15 protein-coding genes and 1 CRISPR repeat array are annotated in these 14,072 nt (G+C 71.2%); of the genes, 10 read left to right on the forward strand and 5 right to left on the reverse strand.

Annotation, left to right across the window (positions count from 1 at the left end; all coding sequences use genetic code 11):
- Positions 1 to 17: 17 nt before the first annotated feature.
- The gene (locus AC0VYP_RS09735; RefSeq protein WP_475473584.1) at positions 18 to 833 is read right to left on the reverse strand and encodes a glycerophosphodiester phosphodiesterase family protein; all 816 of its coding nucleotides are present in this window, start codon (positions 831 to 833) and stop codon (positions 18 to 20) included.
- A gap of 152 nt (positions 834 to 985) precedes the next feature.
- Between AC0VYP_RS09735 and AC0VYP_RS09740 the strand changes: the two genes are divergently transcribed.
- From AC0VYP_RS09740 to AC0VYP_RS09750, 3 genes are all read left to right on the forward strand, one after another.
- Positions 986 to 1,381, forward strand: coding sequence for an Rv3235 family protein (locus AC0VYP_RS09740; RefSeq protein WP_475473586.1), 396 nt, complete (start codon positions 986 to 988; stop codon positions 1,379 to 1,381).
- A gap of 466 nt (positions 1,382 to 1,847) precedes the next feature.
- The gene (locus tag AC0VYP_RS09745) at positions 1,848 to 3,683 is read left to right on the forward strand and encodes a serine/threonine protein kinase (protein ID WP_285760272.1); all 1,836 of its coding nucleotides are present in this window, start codon (positions 1,848 to 1,850) and stop codon (positions 3,681 to 3,683) included.
- A gap of 161 nt (positions 3,684 to 3,844) precedes the next feature.
- The gene (locus AC0VYP_RS09750; protein ID WP_475473587.1) at positions 3,845 to 4,693 is read left to right on the forward strand and encodes a DUF817 domain-containing protein; all 849 of its coding nucleotides are present in this window, start codon (positions 3,845 to 3,847) and stop codon (positions 4,691 to 4,693) included.
- On the opposite strand, the gene AC0VYP_RS09755 is transcribed toward AC0VYP_RS09750, so the two are convergent.
- Both AC0VYP_RS09755 and AC0VYP_RS09760 read right to left on the reverse strand, forming a co-directional pair.
- The gene (locus AC0VYP_RS09755; RefSeq protein ID WP_475473589.1) at positions 4,681 to 5,664 is read right to left on the reverse strand and encodes a helix-turn-helix transcriptional regulator; all 984 of its coding nucleotides are present in this window, start codon (positions 5,662 to 5,664) and stop codon (positions 4,681 to 4,683) included. The genes AC0VYP_RS09750 and AC0VYP_RS09755 overlap by 13 nt on opposite strands.
- 188 nt (positions 5,665 to 5,852) lie before the next feature.
- On the reverse strand, positions 5,853 to 6,164 hold the full coding sequence (locus AC0VYP_RS09760; protein WP_285760269.1) for a YkvA family protein: 312 nt from the start codon (positions 6,162 to 6,164) through the stop codon (positions 5,853 to 5,855).
- A 235-nt stretch (positions 6,165 to 6,399) separates the two neighbouring features.
- Here AC0VYP_RS09760 and AC0VYP_RS09765 point away from each other — a divergent pair, with 235 nt between their 5' ends.
- Positions 6,400 to 7,035, forward strand: coding sequence for a class I SAM-dependent methyltransferase (locus tag AC0VYP_RS09765; RefSeq protein WP_475473591.1), 636 nt, complete (start codon positions 6,400 to 6,402; stop codon positions 7,033 to 7,035).
- A 202-nt stretch (positions 7,036 to 7,237) separates the two neighbouring features.
- Complete coding sequence (locus tag AC0VYP_RS09770) at positions 7,238 to 7,981, forward strand: MBL fold metallo-hydrolase (protein ID WP_475473592.1); 744 nt, start codon at positions 7,238 to 7,240, stop codon at positions 7,979 to 7,981.
- A 517-nt stretch (positions 7,982 to 8,498) separates the two neighbouring features.
- Here the strand turns inward: AC0VYP_RS09770 and AC0VYP_RS09775 are convergent.
- Positions 8,499 to 9,311 carry a GntR family transcriptional regulator gene (locus AC0VYP_RS09775; RefSeq protein ID WP_475473594.1) on the reverse strand — a complete coding sequence of 271 codons (813 nt, stop codon included), beginning with the start codon at positions 9,309 to 9,311 and terminating at the stop codon, positions 8,499 to 8,501.
- A 307-nt stretch (positions 9,312 to 9,618) separates the two neighbouring features.
- Between AC0VYP_RS09775 and AC0VYP_RS09780 the strand changes: the two genes are divergently transcribed.
- From AC0VYP_RS09780 to AC0VYP_RS09800, 5 genes are all read left to right on the forward strand, one after another.
- Positions 9,619 to 10,017: a hypothetical protein gene (locus tag AC0VYP_RS09780; protein WP_475473596.1), complete on the forward strand. Its 399-nt coding sequence runs from the start codon at positions 9,619 to 9,621 to the stop codon at positions 10,015 to 10,017.
- A gap of 5 nt (positions 10,018 to 10,022) precedes the next feature.
- The gene (locus tag AC0VYP_RS09785) at positions 10,023 to 10,286 is read left to right on the forward strand and encodes a hypothetical protein (RefSeq protein ID WP_475473597.1); all 264 of its coding nucleotides are present in this window, start codon (positions 10,023 to 10,025) and stop codon (positions 10,284 to 10,286) included.
- Positions 10,287 to 10,418: 132 nt separating this feature from the next.
- Positions 10,419 to 10,697, forward strand: a complete 279-nt coding sequence (locus AC0VYP_RS09790) for a MerR family DNA-binding transcriptional regulator (protein WP_475473599.1) — start codon at positions 10,419 to 10,421, stop codon at positions 10,695 to 10,697.
- Complete coding sequence (locus tag AC0VYP_RS09795; RefSeq protein WP_475473601.1) at positions 10,687 to 11,214, forward strand: Scr1 family TA system antitoxin-like transcriptional regulator; 528 nt, start codon at positions 10,687 to 10,689, stop codon at positions 11,212 to 11,214. Before AC0VYP_RS09790 ends, AC0VYP_RS09795 begins: the two co-directional genes overlap by 11 nt.
- A 302-nt stretch (positions 11,215 to 11,516) precedes the next feature.
- Positions 11,517 to 11,912: direct repeats of the CRISPR family, unit length 29 nt; unit sequence GTGAGCCCCGCGCACGCGGGGATGGACCG.
- Positions 11,913 to 12,138: 226 nt separating this feature from the next.
- Complete coding sequence (locus AC0VYP_RS09800; RefSeq protein ID WP_475473603.1) at positions 12,139 to 13,353, forward strand: glycosyltransferase; 1,215 nt, start codon at positions 12,139 to 12,141, stop codon at positions 13,351 to 13,353.
- 99 nt (positions 13,354 to 13,452) lie between these two features.
- Here AC0VYP_RS09800 and AC0VYP_RS09805 read toward each other — a convergent pair whose 3' ends face one another.
- Positions 13,453 to 14,064, reverse strand: coding sequence for a flavin reductase family protein (locus AC0VYP_RS09805; protein ID WP_475473605.1), 612 nt, complete (start codon positions 14,062 to 14,064; stop codon positions 13,453 to 13,455).
- Positions 14,065 to 14,072 lie beyond the last annotated feature (8 nt).

The following is a 14,072-nucleotide window of genomic DNA, read 5'->3' on the forward strand; positions in this document are numbered from 1 at the left end:
GGTCGGGGGCGGTGGGGTCAGGCGGGGGAGGGCCAGGCTCCGCGGGCGAGGAGGATCCGGCGCAGTTCGACGGTGTTGTCGGTGATGATGCCGTCCACTCCCGCGTCGAGCAGGCGTTCCATCGCAGCGGGGTCGTTGATGGTCCAGACGTGCACCTGTACGCCGATCCGGTGGGCGGTGGCGATGAGGTCCCTGCTGAGCACCGGAAAGCCGCGGTGGGTCGGCGGTATCTGCACGCAGGAGACCCCGCGCCTGGCCAGGCGCCCCAGCAGCGGCACGAGTGAGGCCGCCCGGAGCCGGGCCACGTCCACGGGGCCGCTGGACACCGCGACCGGGCGGTCGAAGGTGCGCCGGACCCGTTCCAGGCGGGACTGGGAGAAGGAGCCGACGCACACCCGGTCCCACGCGCCGGTGCGGCGCAGCACCGCCGCCAGGGGGGCGACCGCGCTGTCGGCCTTGACGTCGATGGTGAAGCGGGCCTCGGGCAGCGAGCCGATCAGCTCCTCCAGCACGGGGATGGCCTCGCTGCCGCCCACCTTGGCGCGTGCCACCTCGGAGTAGGGCAGCCCGGCGATGGCGCCGGATCGGTCGGTGACCCGGTCCAGGGTCGGGTCGTGGAAGGCCAGCAGGACGCCGTCGGCGGTGGCGTGCACATCGGTCTCCAGGTGGCGGTAGCCCAACCCGGCCGCGTGCTGGAAGGCGACCACGGTGTTCTCCAGTTCGGGGCGGCTGCGTCCCGCGTCGTTGACCGGCCACCCGCCTCGGTGGGCCAGGCCGATCGGCGCCGGCGAGCCCAGATACGCGTCGTTCACCCCAGCAGTATGCCGAGGCATCGGTAACGAACAGGGATACGGAACCGGAACGGCCGGCGGGCGGCCCCGCGGAAAGCTGGTGTACCAGGTTGCCCTGTCCGGCCTTTTCGGCATCTGGTCACATCGGCGGCGATTTTCCCCGATTGCCGCGGGCGTCCACCGAGAGGAGACCGATGTCAGTCGAGGCGCAGTACGGCCGGTGCGGCCGAGCCGGTGCCGGGGGCGTGCACCGGGGGCGGGTCCGCACCGGGGTTGACCTGTCGCTGTTCGCCCAGTGCGTGGTGGAGGTCCTGGGCGGGCACCGCAGCGCCGGCCAGTTGCGGTCCATGCTCTCCGAACAGGCGTACCGCAGTCTGCGGCTGCGTACCGGCGGCTACGCGGGTGCGGTCCGCCCCCGGCTGCGCGCCGCCCGCCTGCGCTGCCCGGTGCCGGGAGTGGCCGAGGTCAGCGGGATCGTCGCCTGCGGGGCCCGGCACCGGGCACTGGCCATGCGCATCGCCTTCACCGAGAGCGGCTGGCTGTGCACCCACATCGAGACCGACCTCGGTGCCCGGCAGAGGCGGGTATGATCTACGCCGTAAAGGCAGCGGTTCCATCGCGTACCTTTCCCGGCAGTCCATCGCCGGACGATCACGGGCCGCAATTCCGGTATCGTGCACCAACACCCCCGATCCGGTCGCCGACCGGACGGGGCCGTCAGCGCTGCTGCTCGTCGAGCGCGGGCCGTACTCGCACCGCGCCGGCCATCGACGAAGAGTCGGGCCCGCAACCGGTCGCGGTCGCTCCGATGCCTTTCCTGGATCGCCTCCGCGATCACAGCCGTAGCCACGCGTCACCCGTGCCCCGGCCGTGCCCAGCGGAGTAGATCGGCGGGTTCGGCCGCCACCTGGGAGAAGGCGTGGACCCGCGGCCGTTCGCACCGCGGGATCGGCGTCACCGCGGCCCGGCCCGACCCGAGGAAGCCATCGCCTTCGTTACGATCGCAAGGGTTTCGACGGCACAGCGGATACACAGCGGATCAAGCGGAGGTCAAGCGTGGGCCCACTGGAAAACGGCGACCCGGAACGGATCGGCCGGTACCGGCTGATCGGACGGCTGGGCGCCGGGGGGATGGGCCAGGTGTTCTTCGGCCGTTCCGCCGGTGGGCGGGCGGTCGCGATCAAGCGCATCCATCCGCACCTCGCCACCGACGAGTCCTTCCGGCAGCGCTTCGGACGCGAGGTCACGGCCGCGCGGCAGGTCAGCGGTGCTTTCACCGCGCCGGTGATCGACGCCGACCCCGAGGGTGAGGTGCCCTGGCTGGTCACCTCCTACGTCCCCTCGCTCCCCTTGGACGAGGCGGTCCAGGCCCACGGCCCACTGCCCGAGGCCAGTCTGCGGGTCCTGGCCGCGAGCCTGGCCGAGGCCCTCAACGAGATCCACCGCGTCGGGCTGATCCACCGCGACCTCAAGCCGGCCAACGTCCTGCTGGCCGAGGACGGCCCCCGGGTCATCGATTTCGGTATCGCCCGCGCCACCGAGGGCACCGCGGCCACCCAGTCCATCATCGGCACGCCCGGGTTCATGTCGCCCGAGCAGATCCAGGGCGCGCACCTCACCCCCAAGAGCGACGTCTTCGCCTACGGTGCGGTGCTGGCCTACGCGGCCGGCGGGATCGGCCCCTTCGGCGAGGGCGCCATGCCGACCATGGTCATGCGCATCCTGCAGAACGAGCCCGACCTGTCCAAGGTGCCCCCGGCGCTCCAGCGCCTGGTGGCGGCCTGCCTGTCCAAGGACGAGCGCTACCGCCCCGGCCCCGGTGACGTGCTGGACGCCCTCGGCGACGTTCCCGCCGGCACCTCCTGGCTGCCGCCGCAGTTCATGCACGGTGTGCAGGAGCAGGTGGCCAAGGTCAACGCGGCCCTCAGCGGCGCGCCCCTGACACCGGGCGCCGACGGTGCCACCGTCGCACTGGGCTCCGGACCCCAGGCCGCCACCGAGATGCTGGGCAACCACCAGGCCACCCGGGTCGCCGGCCAGCCGGGTACCTACGGCGGCGACCAGGGCGCCACCTCGGTGATGGGGATGGGGGCCGGCCCCACCGGTGCCCCCGCGGCCCCCACCGCCGCCTACGGTCAACAGACCGGCTACGGCCCCACCGGCGGCCAGGTCCCGCCGACCGCCGCCTACGGCCAGCAGACCGGCGGTCAGACGCCTCCCACCGCCGCACTGCCCGCCACCGGGCGCGGCGCGGACACGGGGTACGGCACGCGCGGTGCGCAGGAGTCGCCCTCCGACGACGAGGCGTTCTCCGACCTCTACCGGGGGTCGCGCCGTGCGGGGCAGGGACGCGGCTACGAGGAGCAGGACCGCGCCGAACAGCGCCGCCAGCAGGAGCAGCGCCGCCGCCAGGACGAGGAGCGGATGCGCTACGAGCAACAGCAGCAACAGGAGGAGCAGGAGCGGCGCCGTCGTGACCGGGAACGCCGTCAGGAGCAGCGCCGCGAGCAGGAGGCCGAGCGCGCGCACCGGGAGCGGATGCGGTCGGAGCGGCGCAGCGCCGACCAGCCCGACCTCTGGGGCTTCGTCAAGCTCATCCCGCTGCTGATCATCCCCCTCATCCAGATCCCGTTGGGCTGGGCCGGATCGCTGGCCTGGGAATGGTTCGCCACCACCGACGTCTACACCGGCTCCGGTTGGTGGTATGCGGGGATCATGACCTGGGACGGCTTCTTCCAGGCCCTGTGCCTCGGCTACTTCCTGCTCAACAACGTCATCGGGCTGGAGTACCTGGTGCGCTCGCTGCGCACCTCCTTCGTCACCGGCATCATGCTGGCGCTCGCGGTGATCGTGGGCACCAACTGCGGTCTCTGGTACTTCGGCTGGTTCTAGCGCAGCCCCCGCGGCCCGCGCCCGATGCCGCGGCGTCCCGTTCGGTTCGCAGATGGCCGCTTGCGGCCCGACCGTGCGGCGGTAGGGGCAGCCCCCTCCCGCCGCACGGTCGCCGAGGACTAACGTGCTCCCCGGTGACCGAGCGAGGGGGAGGGGCGCGGATGCCGGGACCGCGTGGGACGGTGCTGGAGCGGATCGGGCGTCGCGGGCCGGCGGGGCTTCTCGCGGCCCAGCTGGTGCGTTTCGGCGTGCTCCAGGCCAGGGCGTGCGCGTTCGCGGTGTGCGTCTTCGTCGGCCTGGGGCTCTCCATGGTCCTGCCGTTGCCGGTGGCCCGCTACGACGCGCTGCTGGTCTACCTCGTCGGGGTCACGGCGGTGTTCTGGCTGCTGAAGCTGGAGACCGGACGCGAGATCCTGGCCATTCTCGGTTTCCACGTCGTGGGCCTGGTGTTCGAGCTGTTCAAGGTGCACATGGGGTCGTGGTCCTACCCCGAACAGGCCCTCACCATGGTCGGCGGCGTCCCGCTTTACAGCGGATTCATGTACGCGGCCGTGGGCAGTTACGTGGTCCGCGCCTGGCGGCTGCTGGACCTGGCCCTGACGGACTACCGTTCGCGCGCCATGGCGGTCGTCGCGGCGGCCGTCTACGCCAATTTCCTCACCCACCACTGGCTGCCCGACGCCCGGATGCTCCTGGCGGTCGTGATGGTCGCGGTGACCTGGGGCTCATGGGTGCACTTCACCGTCGGGCGGGTGCGCTACCGGATGCCGCTGGCGCTGTCGTTCGTCCTCATCGGCTTCTTCCTCTGGCTGGCCGAGAACGTCTCGACCTTCCTGGGCGCCTGGCGCTACCCCGACCAGGTGGACGCCTGGGCCATGGTCCACCCGGACAAGTTCGGTGCCTGGGCGCTGCTGGTGACGGTGTCCTTCGTGCTGGTGGCCTCCCTGCGCAGCTCCGAGCCCGCCCCTCTTGTGGACCGTTCCGCGCACGCGGGCGGTCAGTTCTCGTAGAGCCGCGCGGTCGCGCGGGCGGACTCTGCCATCCGGGTCCGCAGTTCCGCCGGTTCCAGGACCTCCAGGAGCGGCCCCCACTGGGCGAACTCCACACTCGCGTGGTGGACCGACTCGATCGGCAGCACGGCCTCCAGTCGTCCGTCCGCGCACTCGTGTGCGGCGTCCAGGGCCGGCCGCAGCGCGGGCGGCCCGACCTCGCGGACCAGATCGCGCCCCTCGGGGGTGATGCGCACCCGCGCGGTCGCGGTGTAGACGGTCTTCTCGAACGTGCGCGACCAGTCCGTCCAGTAGTCGATGAGGTCGAAGTCCCCCGGTCGTTCGAACCGCGCCCCGGTCGCCTCGACGCTGTTGACCCGCGACGCCCGGTAGGTGCGCGGGCCGCCGCCGCCGTCCGGAGCGGGGCAGGGAAGCGCGACGAGGTACCACAGCCCGCTCTTGAGGACCAGGCCCAGCGGGGCGATGGTGCGCTCGGCGGCCTCCTTGCTCCACCGCCGGTAGCGCACCCGCAGGACCTGCTCCTCCCAGACGGCCGTGGCGATCGAGGCGAGGTGCGGTGCGTGGTCGGCCTCGCGGAACCACGCGGGGGAGTCCAGGTGGAACCGGCCGCGCACCCGTTCGGCGCGTCCGCGCAGGCTCTCGGGCATCGCCGCCAGCACCTTCAGGTTCGCCGCGGCCATCTCCGCGCCTAGGCCCAGTTCGGCGGCCGCGTGCGGGACGGCCGAGAGGAACAGCGATTCGGCTTCCCCACTGGTCAGCCCGGTCAGCCGGGTCCGGTAGCCGTCCAGCAGTCGATAGCCGCCCCCCGCGCCGCGTTCGGCGTAGACGGGGATGCCCGACGCGCTGAGGGATTCCACGTCGCGGTAGATGGTCCGCTCCGAGACCTCCAGTTCCGCCGCGAGTTGCCCGGCGGTGAGGCGCCCGCGGTTTTGCAGCAGCAGGAGCAGGGAGAGCAGTCGGCTTGCGCGCATACGGCAAGTCTGCCCGGTGAACCTGACAGAACCTGTCAGGTTCACCGGGCGCGGTGGACGGCGGTGACGGGGCCGGATCACGGCCTGTCGGGGGAGGGGAGCGGGCCTCTGAGAAGGGCCGGGGCGGGCACGGCTGGCCACTCGGCCGCGCGGGTGCGCCGACGCGGAGACCGCCCCGGTGCCCTCGGCTAGTGCTCCACCGACGGGGTGGGCTGCCGTTTCGCGGAGGCGTTCTTGCCGACGAGACCGCCGACGTAGGTGATGGCCCCCAACAGGACGCCGATGTCGTCGATCAGGATGGGGTCGGGGAGCAGGTCCACGGGGGAGACGAGGTAGATCAGCGCTCCGTAGAAGGCGACTTTCCCGCTGACCGGGACGGGACCCGACGACAGCATGCGCCAGGTGCGGAAGAGGCGGAAGCCCAGCATGACGGCGATCACGAGGGTGACCGCGAAGATGATCACGGCGCCCACGACGAGAGCCGTTGTGGTCCGATCCATGACGGGGGCCTTTCTCGGGGCGGGGGCGGGGGCGGGGAGTGGTGGGGCGGGCGCCGTCGCGCCCGGAATGCCGTCCCTTCCGATTGTCGCACTGCCCGCTGACGGTCGCTCGAACCCCGTTCGGGCAGGGCCGGTCCGGCCGGGCGCGACCGCCTTTCGGGCCGCGAAGGGCGATCCGTTACCGTGGCACCCCGAACAGCCGGCCGGTGGGAACCCGGCACCAGGGAGGGGACGCGTGCGCAAGATCACCGACTGGGAGGTCCGGACGCAGGCCGACCCCGACGGGTCGCGCTGGTATGTGGAGCGGTTTCGCGCCATGGCCGCGCAAGGAAAGGACTTGGCGGGCGAGGCGCGCATGATCGACGCCATGCTCGCCCGCTCCGCCCGGGTGCTGGACGCCGGCTGCGGTTCGGGGCGCGTCGGCGGCGAGCTGGCCGCCCGCGGCCACACGGTCGTGGGCGTCAACGTCAACCCGGCGCTGATCGAGGCGGCGCGCACCGACCGTCCCGGCCTCGACTGGCGGGTCGGTGACCTGACCGAGCTCGACCTCCCCGCCGAGGGGGTGCCGCAGCCCTTCGACGTCGTCGTGTGCGCGGGGAACGTGCTGCCCTACGCGGCTCCGGGGACCCAGTCCGCGATCCTGGGCCGGCTGCGCGCGCACCTGGCGCACCGCGGCCGGGTGGTGGTGGGTTTCGGCCGCGGCGTGGGCCGGGGCTACTCCTTCGACCAGTTCTTCGTCAACGCGGCCGACGCGGGACTGCAACCGGATCTGGTGCTGTCCACCTGGGACCTGCTGCCCCTCGCCCCCGACTCCGATTTCCTGGTGGCGGTGTTGAGCGCGGTCGCGGGGGCGGACGACGCCTCCGGGTGACCGGGCGGGGCACCTATTGGCCTGCGTCCGTGGGAACACCGGCGCGCAGGCGGCCCGGCGCGGTGTGCTGACGGACCCGTGGCCCGGTGGCCGCCGCGCACCGCCCCACCCGTCTGATCGGTGGGAGAATCGCACCCGTCCTGCGGCGGGGGCCGGACGTCGCCGCCCCGCCGGACCTTCCTCAGACGAATCCGGGTGGCCAGTGCACGCCGATGACATCACCGAGGCCGGTGCGGGGGTCTTCCTCGTCCGCGGCAGCGACACCAACTGGGTGCTGGTGACGGAGGGCGAGGCGGTGACCCTGGTGGACACCGGGTATCCCGGCGACCGGGACCGGCTGCTGGCGTCGCTCGCCGCCATCGGCCGCCGGCCCGGCGACGTGGCAGCGATCCTCGTCACGCACGCCCACACCGACCACATCGGCTCGGCCCAGGAGTTCGGCTCGGTGCACGGAACCCCGGTCCTGATGCACGAAGCGGAGGTGCCCCATGCCCGCCGCGACTTCCTGCACCAGGTCACCCCGCGCCAGATCCTGGCCAACGCGTGGCGGCCCCGTGTGCTTCCCTGGGCGCTCAAGGCCGTCGGGTCGGGCGGCACCAAGGACGTGCGGATCGCGGCGCCGGAGGCGTTCCCCGCGCCCGGTGCGCTCGACCTGCCCGGACGTCCGGTCCCCGTCGCCACGCCCGGTCACAGCGCCTACCACCTGCCCGACGCGGGCATCGTGATCAGCGGGGACGCGCTCGTCAGCGGCCATCCGACCTCCGGGGTCAGCGGCCCGCAGCTGTTGCCGGGGATGTTCCACCACGATCGCGACGCGGCGCGCGCCTCCCTGAAGGTCCTGGCGGGCCTGGAGGCCGACGTGGTCCTGCCCGGGCACGGGCCGCTCCACGACGGAGCGGTCCGCGCTGCGGCGGAACTCGCCGGCGAGCGCGCGCGGCTGGGCTGACCACGGAGGGCGCTGATGCGCCCCACCCGCGCAGGAACGGTTCGCCCCGTCTGCGTTTCTTGTGTACTGCTGCCCGGTTCCTCTACTGGGATGGATGCTTGATGGTCTTTGGTGAAGAAAGCGGTTTTTCGTGTCGGGTGTTCTTTTCTCGACAAGTGAATGAAACAGCGGTTACCCGCTGGTAGAGTCCCAGGTCAACAAGAGTGCTCCCCGCGCACGCGGGGATGGTCCCCGTCCCACCGCCTGAACTTCCGCAAAAGCTCCGTGCTCCCCGCGCACGCGGGGATGGTCCTGTGACGAGGACGCCGCGCTCGACAAGGTCCGTTGTGCTCCCCGCTTATGCGGCAGACGTGGTTTTAGGCGGCCGTCTCTAGCTTCTCCGTCGCTGAGGGGGCTTTTGTCCGATCGCCTCGCTGTTCTAGGCTCGCGGCGGGAACATTCCGCCCGGGATACACGACGACCCTCCGAGTCTTCGGAGGGTCGTCGTGTATCCCGGGGATGTTTTTCTGGTTTGGGGCTAGAACTGGTCGGAGCCCGCGACTTGGCCGATGGGGAAGACGTGGCGACTCGCGGCGCAGATGGTCTCCAGTGCGTGGATGGGAACGTCGTCGGTGGAGACGCTGACACGCAGCACCTGCACCACCCATTCCCCTGGCACGTCCAATAGGTCCGCTTCATAGGGTGTGGGCGGTCGGGCGGTCAGTGTCTCCGTGGCGTGGCTGAACCGGTGCCCCAGGTCCTCGATCGCGGCCTGGAGGGTGGGCAGTACGAACCCCTCACCGTCCAGGCGGGTGCCTTTTGCCACGTCGGTGCGAAAATAGCTGGTGGAGATGCGTACTGGTACCTCGTTGGCCCAGAACATCTTGCGGCGTGCGATCACCGCGTCACCGGCGTGGACGTCAAGGCCGGCGGCCACGTGTTCGCTGGCCGGCTCTTGTCCGACGTAGAGCATTTCGCGTTTGGGTTCCAAGCCCTGCTGTTGTGCCTCGGTGAGGTACAGCGATTTGGATCCGCGTGTGGTGGGCGGTGTGGGCAGTGCACGTTGTACGAGGATTCGAGGCCGTGGGTCCAGTGGCCCGGCGGGGGCCTGGTGTTCCGGCCCGGCTCCGGCCTTCTTCATCTGGCTGACGCGCCCGGGAGTCACGCCCAGGTGCCGGGCGATGTCGTCCTGGCGTTGTCCGGCCTGCTGGGCGTCCACGATCGCGCCCCGACGGATTCGGGACAGCTCCACGCTTTGGCCCTGAAGGGTGCCCATTGCCGCTGAAGCCGCGCGGGCTCTTTCGAGCGGGTCGGTGATGGCTGCAATCTCGTGCAGCGTCCTCGCATCCACGCTGGTCGTCCTCTGCTGGTAGAAATCCGCTCGACTTTAGCCCCTCTATTGCGCGCGCTGTGGCGAGTGGACTACGGTCATAGTACGCGCAGAGTTTAGCCCCTATAAACAGGCTCTGGTGAGGGCCTATGTGGGGCGAAGGGAAGCGAGCGGATGATTGGCGGTCACTCCGTCAGTCTGCCTTAAGCCTCCCCGTCCATGCGCCCCGGATACCGCACGTCTGGCCCGACCGGCGGTCACTGGCCGTGCGGCCCGCACTTCCCTGGTGGATCAGCGGTCTTCCCGGCCGCGTTACGTGAGGTGTCCCATGCGTTTCTTTTCTCTGCTCGCGTTGGCGAGTGTCCTGTTGGTGGCGGCGGTGATGCCCGCCCGGCGTACGGGTGGGTTGTGTGCCCACCTTCCCCGTCATGTCGCGTCGTCTCTGGTTCCGGTGCGTCAGGCGCGGGTGGTGCCGCGTATCCCGGACTATCCGCGTTTCGCGGAGGTGGCGGAGTCGCATTCGGCTTTGTGGGAGGTGACCTACCGCTACGGCGAGACCGCGCCTTATGCCGCGCGCAACCGCGTCACCGCCCACGTCGTGGCGGTGTCCGAGATCGAACTGTTGAACCACTGCCTGCACGTCTACGAGCCGCCCTCACCGCTGCGCGCCTACACCGCACCCCGCGTGCGCGCCTACGCCCCGGCGCAGTGCCCGCCGGGCCGGTGAGCGGGGTGGACACCCCCGACAGCGTTGCTGCGGCCCTGGCGCGGGTGCGGTGGGACTTCCCGGCCTGGACCATCACCCACACCCCTGACACCGACGCCGAACGGGCGTGGAACGCGCATCGGTGCGCGCCGTTGACCCGGGCCGAACACAGCAGCGGGCGCAAGCGTCACTTGCACGCCCCCACCCTGGACGCCCTCCTCACCGAGTTGGGCGCCGAGCAGCGGGCCCTGGACGACCACCCCGACTCCCCGGACCACCCTGGCCGGTGACCGACCGGACGTCAATCGAGGGGCCGCGCGTTCGCTCACCCCGACGCGCGGCCCCTCCCACCTCTTGACCGTCAGGCACACCCCAAGTCCGAAGGCGTGTGCCGGTTCCACCCGAACGGACCCCTTACTCCCATGTCTTCCATTGACCCCAACCCCACCGGCCCGGATATGGCGTTGGGCGCCATTGACGACGCCCTGTTGATGAATCGCCAGGTCGCCGCGCTGTTCGGGGTGGACGCCTCCACCGTGGCCCGTTGGGGAAGCCACGGCCTCATCGCCTACGTGACCACCCCCGGAGGGGCACGCCGCTATCCCGCCCACCAGTTCCACGAGCTTCTGCGCGAGACCCCGCGCACCGGTCCGCTGGGTCACGCGGACTCTTCCGGCCGGAATGCTCCTGATGGGTGGTGACGTCTCCGGCGCGCTGGTCGTCCAGCAACGCAACCTGGCGTTGGATGAACCCCATGGCCAGATCCGCGCCTTCGCACCCTCGACCGTGCCCGCCCCTCTGCAAACCGCGACCTACGCCCGTACGGTCCTGACCGCTTCAGGGCTGTTACGGCCTGAGCATGTGGAAGAGGTCGTGGCGATCCGGATGCGCCGCCAGCGCCTATTGATCGATGCCGAACACCCCCGCGCCTACGTGGTGACCGAGACGGCGCTGCGTCGTCCTATCGGCGGGGTGGAGACCATGACCGAACAGCGGGTGCTGCTCCTGGCGTTGGCCGAGTTGGCGCACGTCACCCTGCGTGTCCTGCCCGAGAAACACGACCCCCCGGTGATCTGGTCGTGCGCTTTCACCATCACCGAGAACGCCACCACGGTGGAGACGATCCCCTTCCCCCTGGCGTTGCCGATCACCGACACCCGCCACTACCTCGCCCACTTCCACGACCTCTTCCACGCCGCCCACCCCTACCGCCTTTGAGTGGGGATCGGAAGGAGTGTCGTACCGGTTCAACGCAGGTGGTTGACAAGTCGCGAGGGGCATTGCGGACGGTTTCCTTCCGCGATCGCTTCCGCCTTTCCCGCGCGGTGGGATCTGGTCTCTGGTGGAGGATGCTGGTGCCAAGCCCTGCTTGGCCGCGTGTCGTGGGCGTAGTGCCTGGTCGGGGGTGGGGGAGTGGTTGGTCTGACAGGGGGTGGGGGTGGGTGGATAATAGGGATGCTGGACGTCTCACCGAAGATCTCATAATGGTAACGGCTCGCAAAGTGCCAGGTCATTAACTGGTGAGCCCCGCGTACACGGGGATGGACCGGGTTCCGATAAGGGTTCGAGTCTTCTCAGCACGTGAGCCCCGCGTACACGGGGATGGACCGCAGCAATGACCACCGTCTTTCGCCACCATCGGGGTGAGCCCCGCGTACGCGGGGATGGACCGACCTGGAGGCGCTGCCCGCGCGAATCGCGCAGGTGAGCCCCGCGTACGCGGGGATGGACCGCGCCCCTTCGGATCCGGGTCGATCGCCACCAAGTGAGCCCCGCGCACGCGGGGATGGACCGGCCGGCGACAGGTCTCTGCCGGACGGGTCGTCGTGAGCCCCGCGCACGCGGGGATGGACCGCGGCGCCCCAACGGGGCGTGGCTGATGGCGTGGTGAGCCCCGCGCACGCGGGGATGGACGAATCCCTTGAGGATGGCGCGGTTTTCCCTGTCGTGAGCCTTGCGCGGCGTGCCGCCGCTGCGTGCGGGGACTGTCCTCGGCGTAGTGGTTGACGGGATCGGGGAAAAGGCGAATCCCCTCCGCCTCCGGCGTATAGCCTGGTGGGTGACCTGCGCAAAGCCGCAGGTCGCGTCGCAGAACCACCGGCCGGGGGCCAGGACAGGACCCACGGAAACGGGAGTCGCGGGATGCGGGTGTTGCTGTTGACGATGGGGTCGCGCGGGGACGTCGAACCGATGGCGGCACTCGCGGTGCGGTTGCGGGAATTCGGCGCGGAAGTGCGGATGTGTGCGCCGCCGGATTGTGCGGAGCGGATGGCCGAGATCGGTGTGCCGCTGGTTCCCGTCGGTCGGCCGGTGCGTCCGCTGATGCACGAGTCGGCGCCGTCGGCGGCGGAGCTGCCCTGCCGAGCGGCCGAGTTGATCACCGCGCAGTTCGACGCGGTCGCCGTGGCGGCACGGGGATGTGACGTGTTGGTGGCGACGGGCATGATGCCGGTCGCCGCGCGGTCGGTCGCCGAGAAACTGGGCATCCGTTACGTGTACGCGAGCTACTGTCCGATCACCCTGCCGTCGCCGCACCACCCGCCCGCGCCGTTCCCCGGTCGGCCGTTCCCACCGGAGGTGACCGACAACCGGGCGCTGTGGGACCTGGACACCCAGAGCATGAACGCGCTGTTCGGCCTGGCGCCCCACCGGGCGTCGATCGGCCTGCCGCCGGTGGACAACGCCCGCGACCACGTCTTCACCGACCGGCCGTGGCTGGCGGCGGACGCGGTCCTGGGCCCGTGGCAGGAGCCGGCGGACCTCGACGTCGTACAGACCGGAGCGTGGACCCTGCCGGACGAACGCCCGCTCCCGGCCGGGGTGGAGGCGTTCCTGGCCGCCGGCACCCCGCCGGTGTACGTGGGTTTCGGCAGCGTGCGCGCACCCGAGGGCGTCGCCCGGGTCGCCATCGAGGCGATCCGCGCGCTGGGCCGTCGCGTGCTCGTCGCCCGCGGCTGGGCCGAACTGGCCCTCATCGACGACCGGGACGACTGTTTCACGGTTGGCGAGGTCAACCAGCAGGCACTGTTCGGCCGGGTGGCCGCCGTCGTGCACCACGGAGGCGCGGGCACCACGACGACGGCCGCCAGGGCCGGTGCGCCCCAGGTGGTGGTTCCCCAGGCGGTGGACCAGCCGTACTGGGCCGGCCGGGTCGCCGCCCTGGGCATCGGTGCGGCACACGACGGCCCGACCCCCACCGTCGAGTCCCTGTCGGCCGCGCTCGCGACCACTCTGACCCCGGCGACCCGCGCACGGGCGACCGCCGTGGCAGGCACGATCCGCACCGACGGTGCGGCGGTGGCCGCGACCCTGCTGTTCGACGCGGCCGGTCGGGAAAGGCCGCCCGTGTCCGCGTAAGCGGCGTGGGGCCTCCGGGTCGGGGACGGCGCCCGGGGGCGGACCGCACCGCCGGCGCGGCAGTGCGAAGACGCCGAACCCCCGTTGGGCCGTCCGTGGTCAGCGGGCGCCGTCGGGCCAGTCGGTGTAGCTGATGCGGTTGACCCGGCTGACCTCGCCGACGGTCGCCCACTCGTTCCTGCCCAACCGGGACAGGGGGTGCAGCAGGGCGACGTCGGGGTGGCCGTCCACCATCGCGGAGTCGGCGACGGCCGCGTGCACGACCTCGCCGAAGACCACCGTCGTCCCGCCCAGCGCCACGGTGGAGTGCAGGCGGCACTCCAGTGCGACGGGCGAGGCGGCCACGCGCGGCGGCCGCACGGCCCGGCTCGCCTCGCGCTTGATCCCCACGGCGTCGAACTCGCTGATGTCGGGGGGAAAGTTGACGGCGCTCTCGTTGACCTGGCGCTGGAGTTCCTGCGGGGCGAGGTTGACGACGAACTCCCCGGTCTCCTCCACGTTGCGCAGGGTGTCCTTGCGCCCGGAGGAGGAGAACTGCACGATCGCGGGCGCGGTGCTGGCGATGGTGAAGAACGAGTGCGGGGCGAGGTTGTCGGTACCGTTCGCCGATGTCGTGGAGATCCAGGCGATCGGCCGGGGCACGACCACCGACGTCAGCAGCCGGTAGAAGGCTCGGCCGGGTAGGTCGTCCGGAGTCAGTTCGGTGCGCATCGATGTTC

This window comes from Nocardiopsis sp. iso_186 (assembly GCF_056173365.1).

Coding starts and splice junctions, on each gene's coding strand:
- AC0VYP_RS09735 (WP_475473584.1), bottom strand. CDS start 833: ATGCCTCGGCATACTGCTGGGGTGAACGACGCGTATCTGGGCTCGCCG.
- AC0VYP_RS09800 (WP_475473603.1), top strand. CDS start 12,139: ATGCGGGTGTTGCTGTTGACGATGGGGTCGCGCGGGGACGTCGAACCG.
- AC0VYP_RS09780 (WP_475473596.1), top strand. CDS start 9,619: ATGCGTTTCTTTTCTCTGCTCGCGTTGGCGAGTGTCCTGTTGGTGGCG.
- AC0VYP_RS09805 (WP_475473605.1), bottom strand. CDS start 14,064: ATGCGCACCGAACTGACTCCGGACGACCTACCCGGCCGAGCCTTCTAC.
- AC0VYP_RS09750 (WP_475473587.1), top strand. CDS start 3,845: ATGCCGGGACCGCGTGGGACGGTGCTGGAGCGGATCGGGCGTCGCGGG.
- AC0VYP_RS09795 (WP_475473601.1), top strand. CDS start 10,687: ATGGGTGGTGACGTCTCCGGCGCGCTGGTCGTCCAGCAACGCAACCTG.
- AC0VYP_RS09755 (WP_475473589.1), bottom strand. CDS start 5,664: ATGCGCGCAAGCCGACTGCTCTCCCTGCTCCTGCTGCTGCAAAACCGC.
- AC0VYP_RS09740 (WP_475473586.1), top strand. CDS start 986: ATGTCAGTCGAGGCGCAGTACGGCCGGTGCGGCCGAGCCGGTGCCGGG.
- AC0VYP_RS09790 (WP_475473599.1), top strand. CDS start 10,419: ATGTCTTCCATTGACCCCAACCCCACCGGCCCGGATATGGCGTTGGGC.
- AC0VYP_RS09760 (WP_285760269.1), bottom strand. CDS start 6,164: ATGGATCGGACCACAACGGCTCTCGTCGTGGGCGCCGTGATCATCTTC.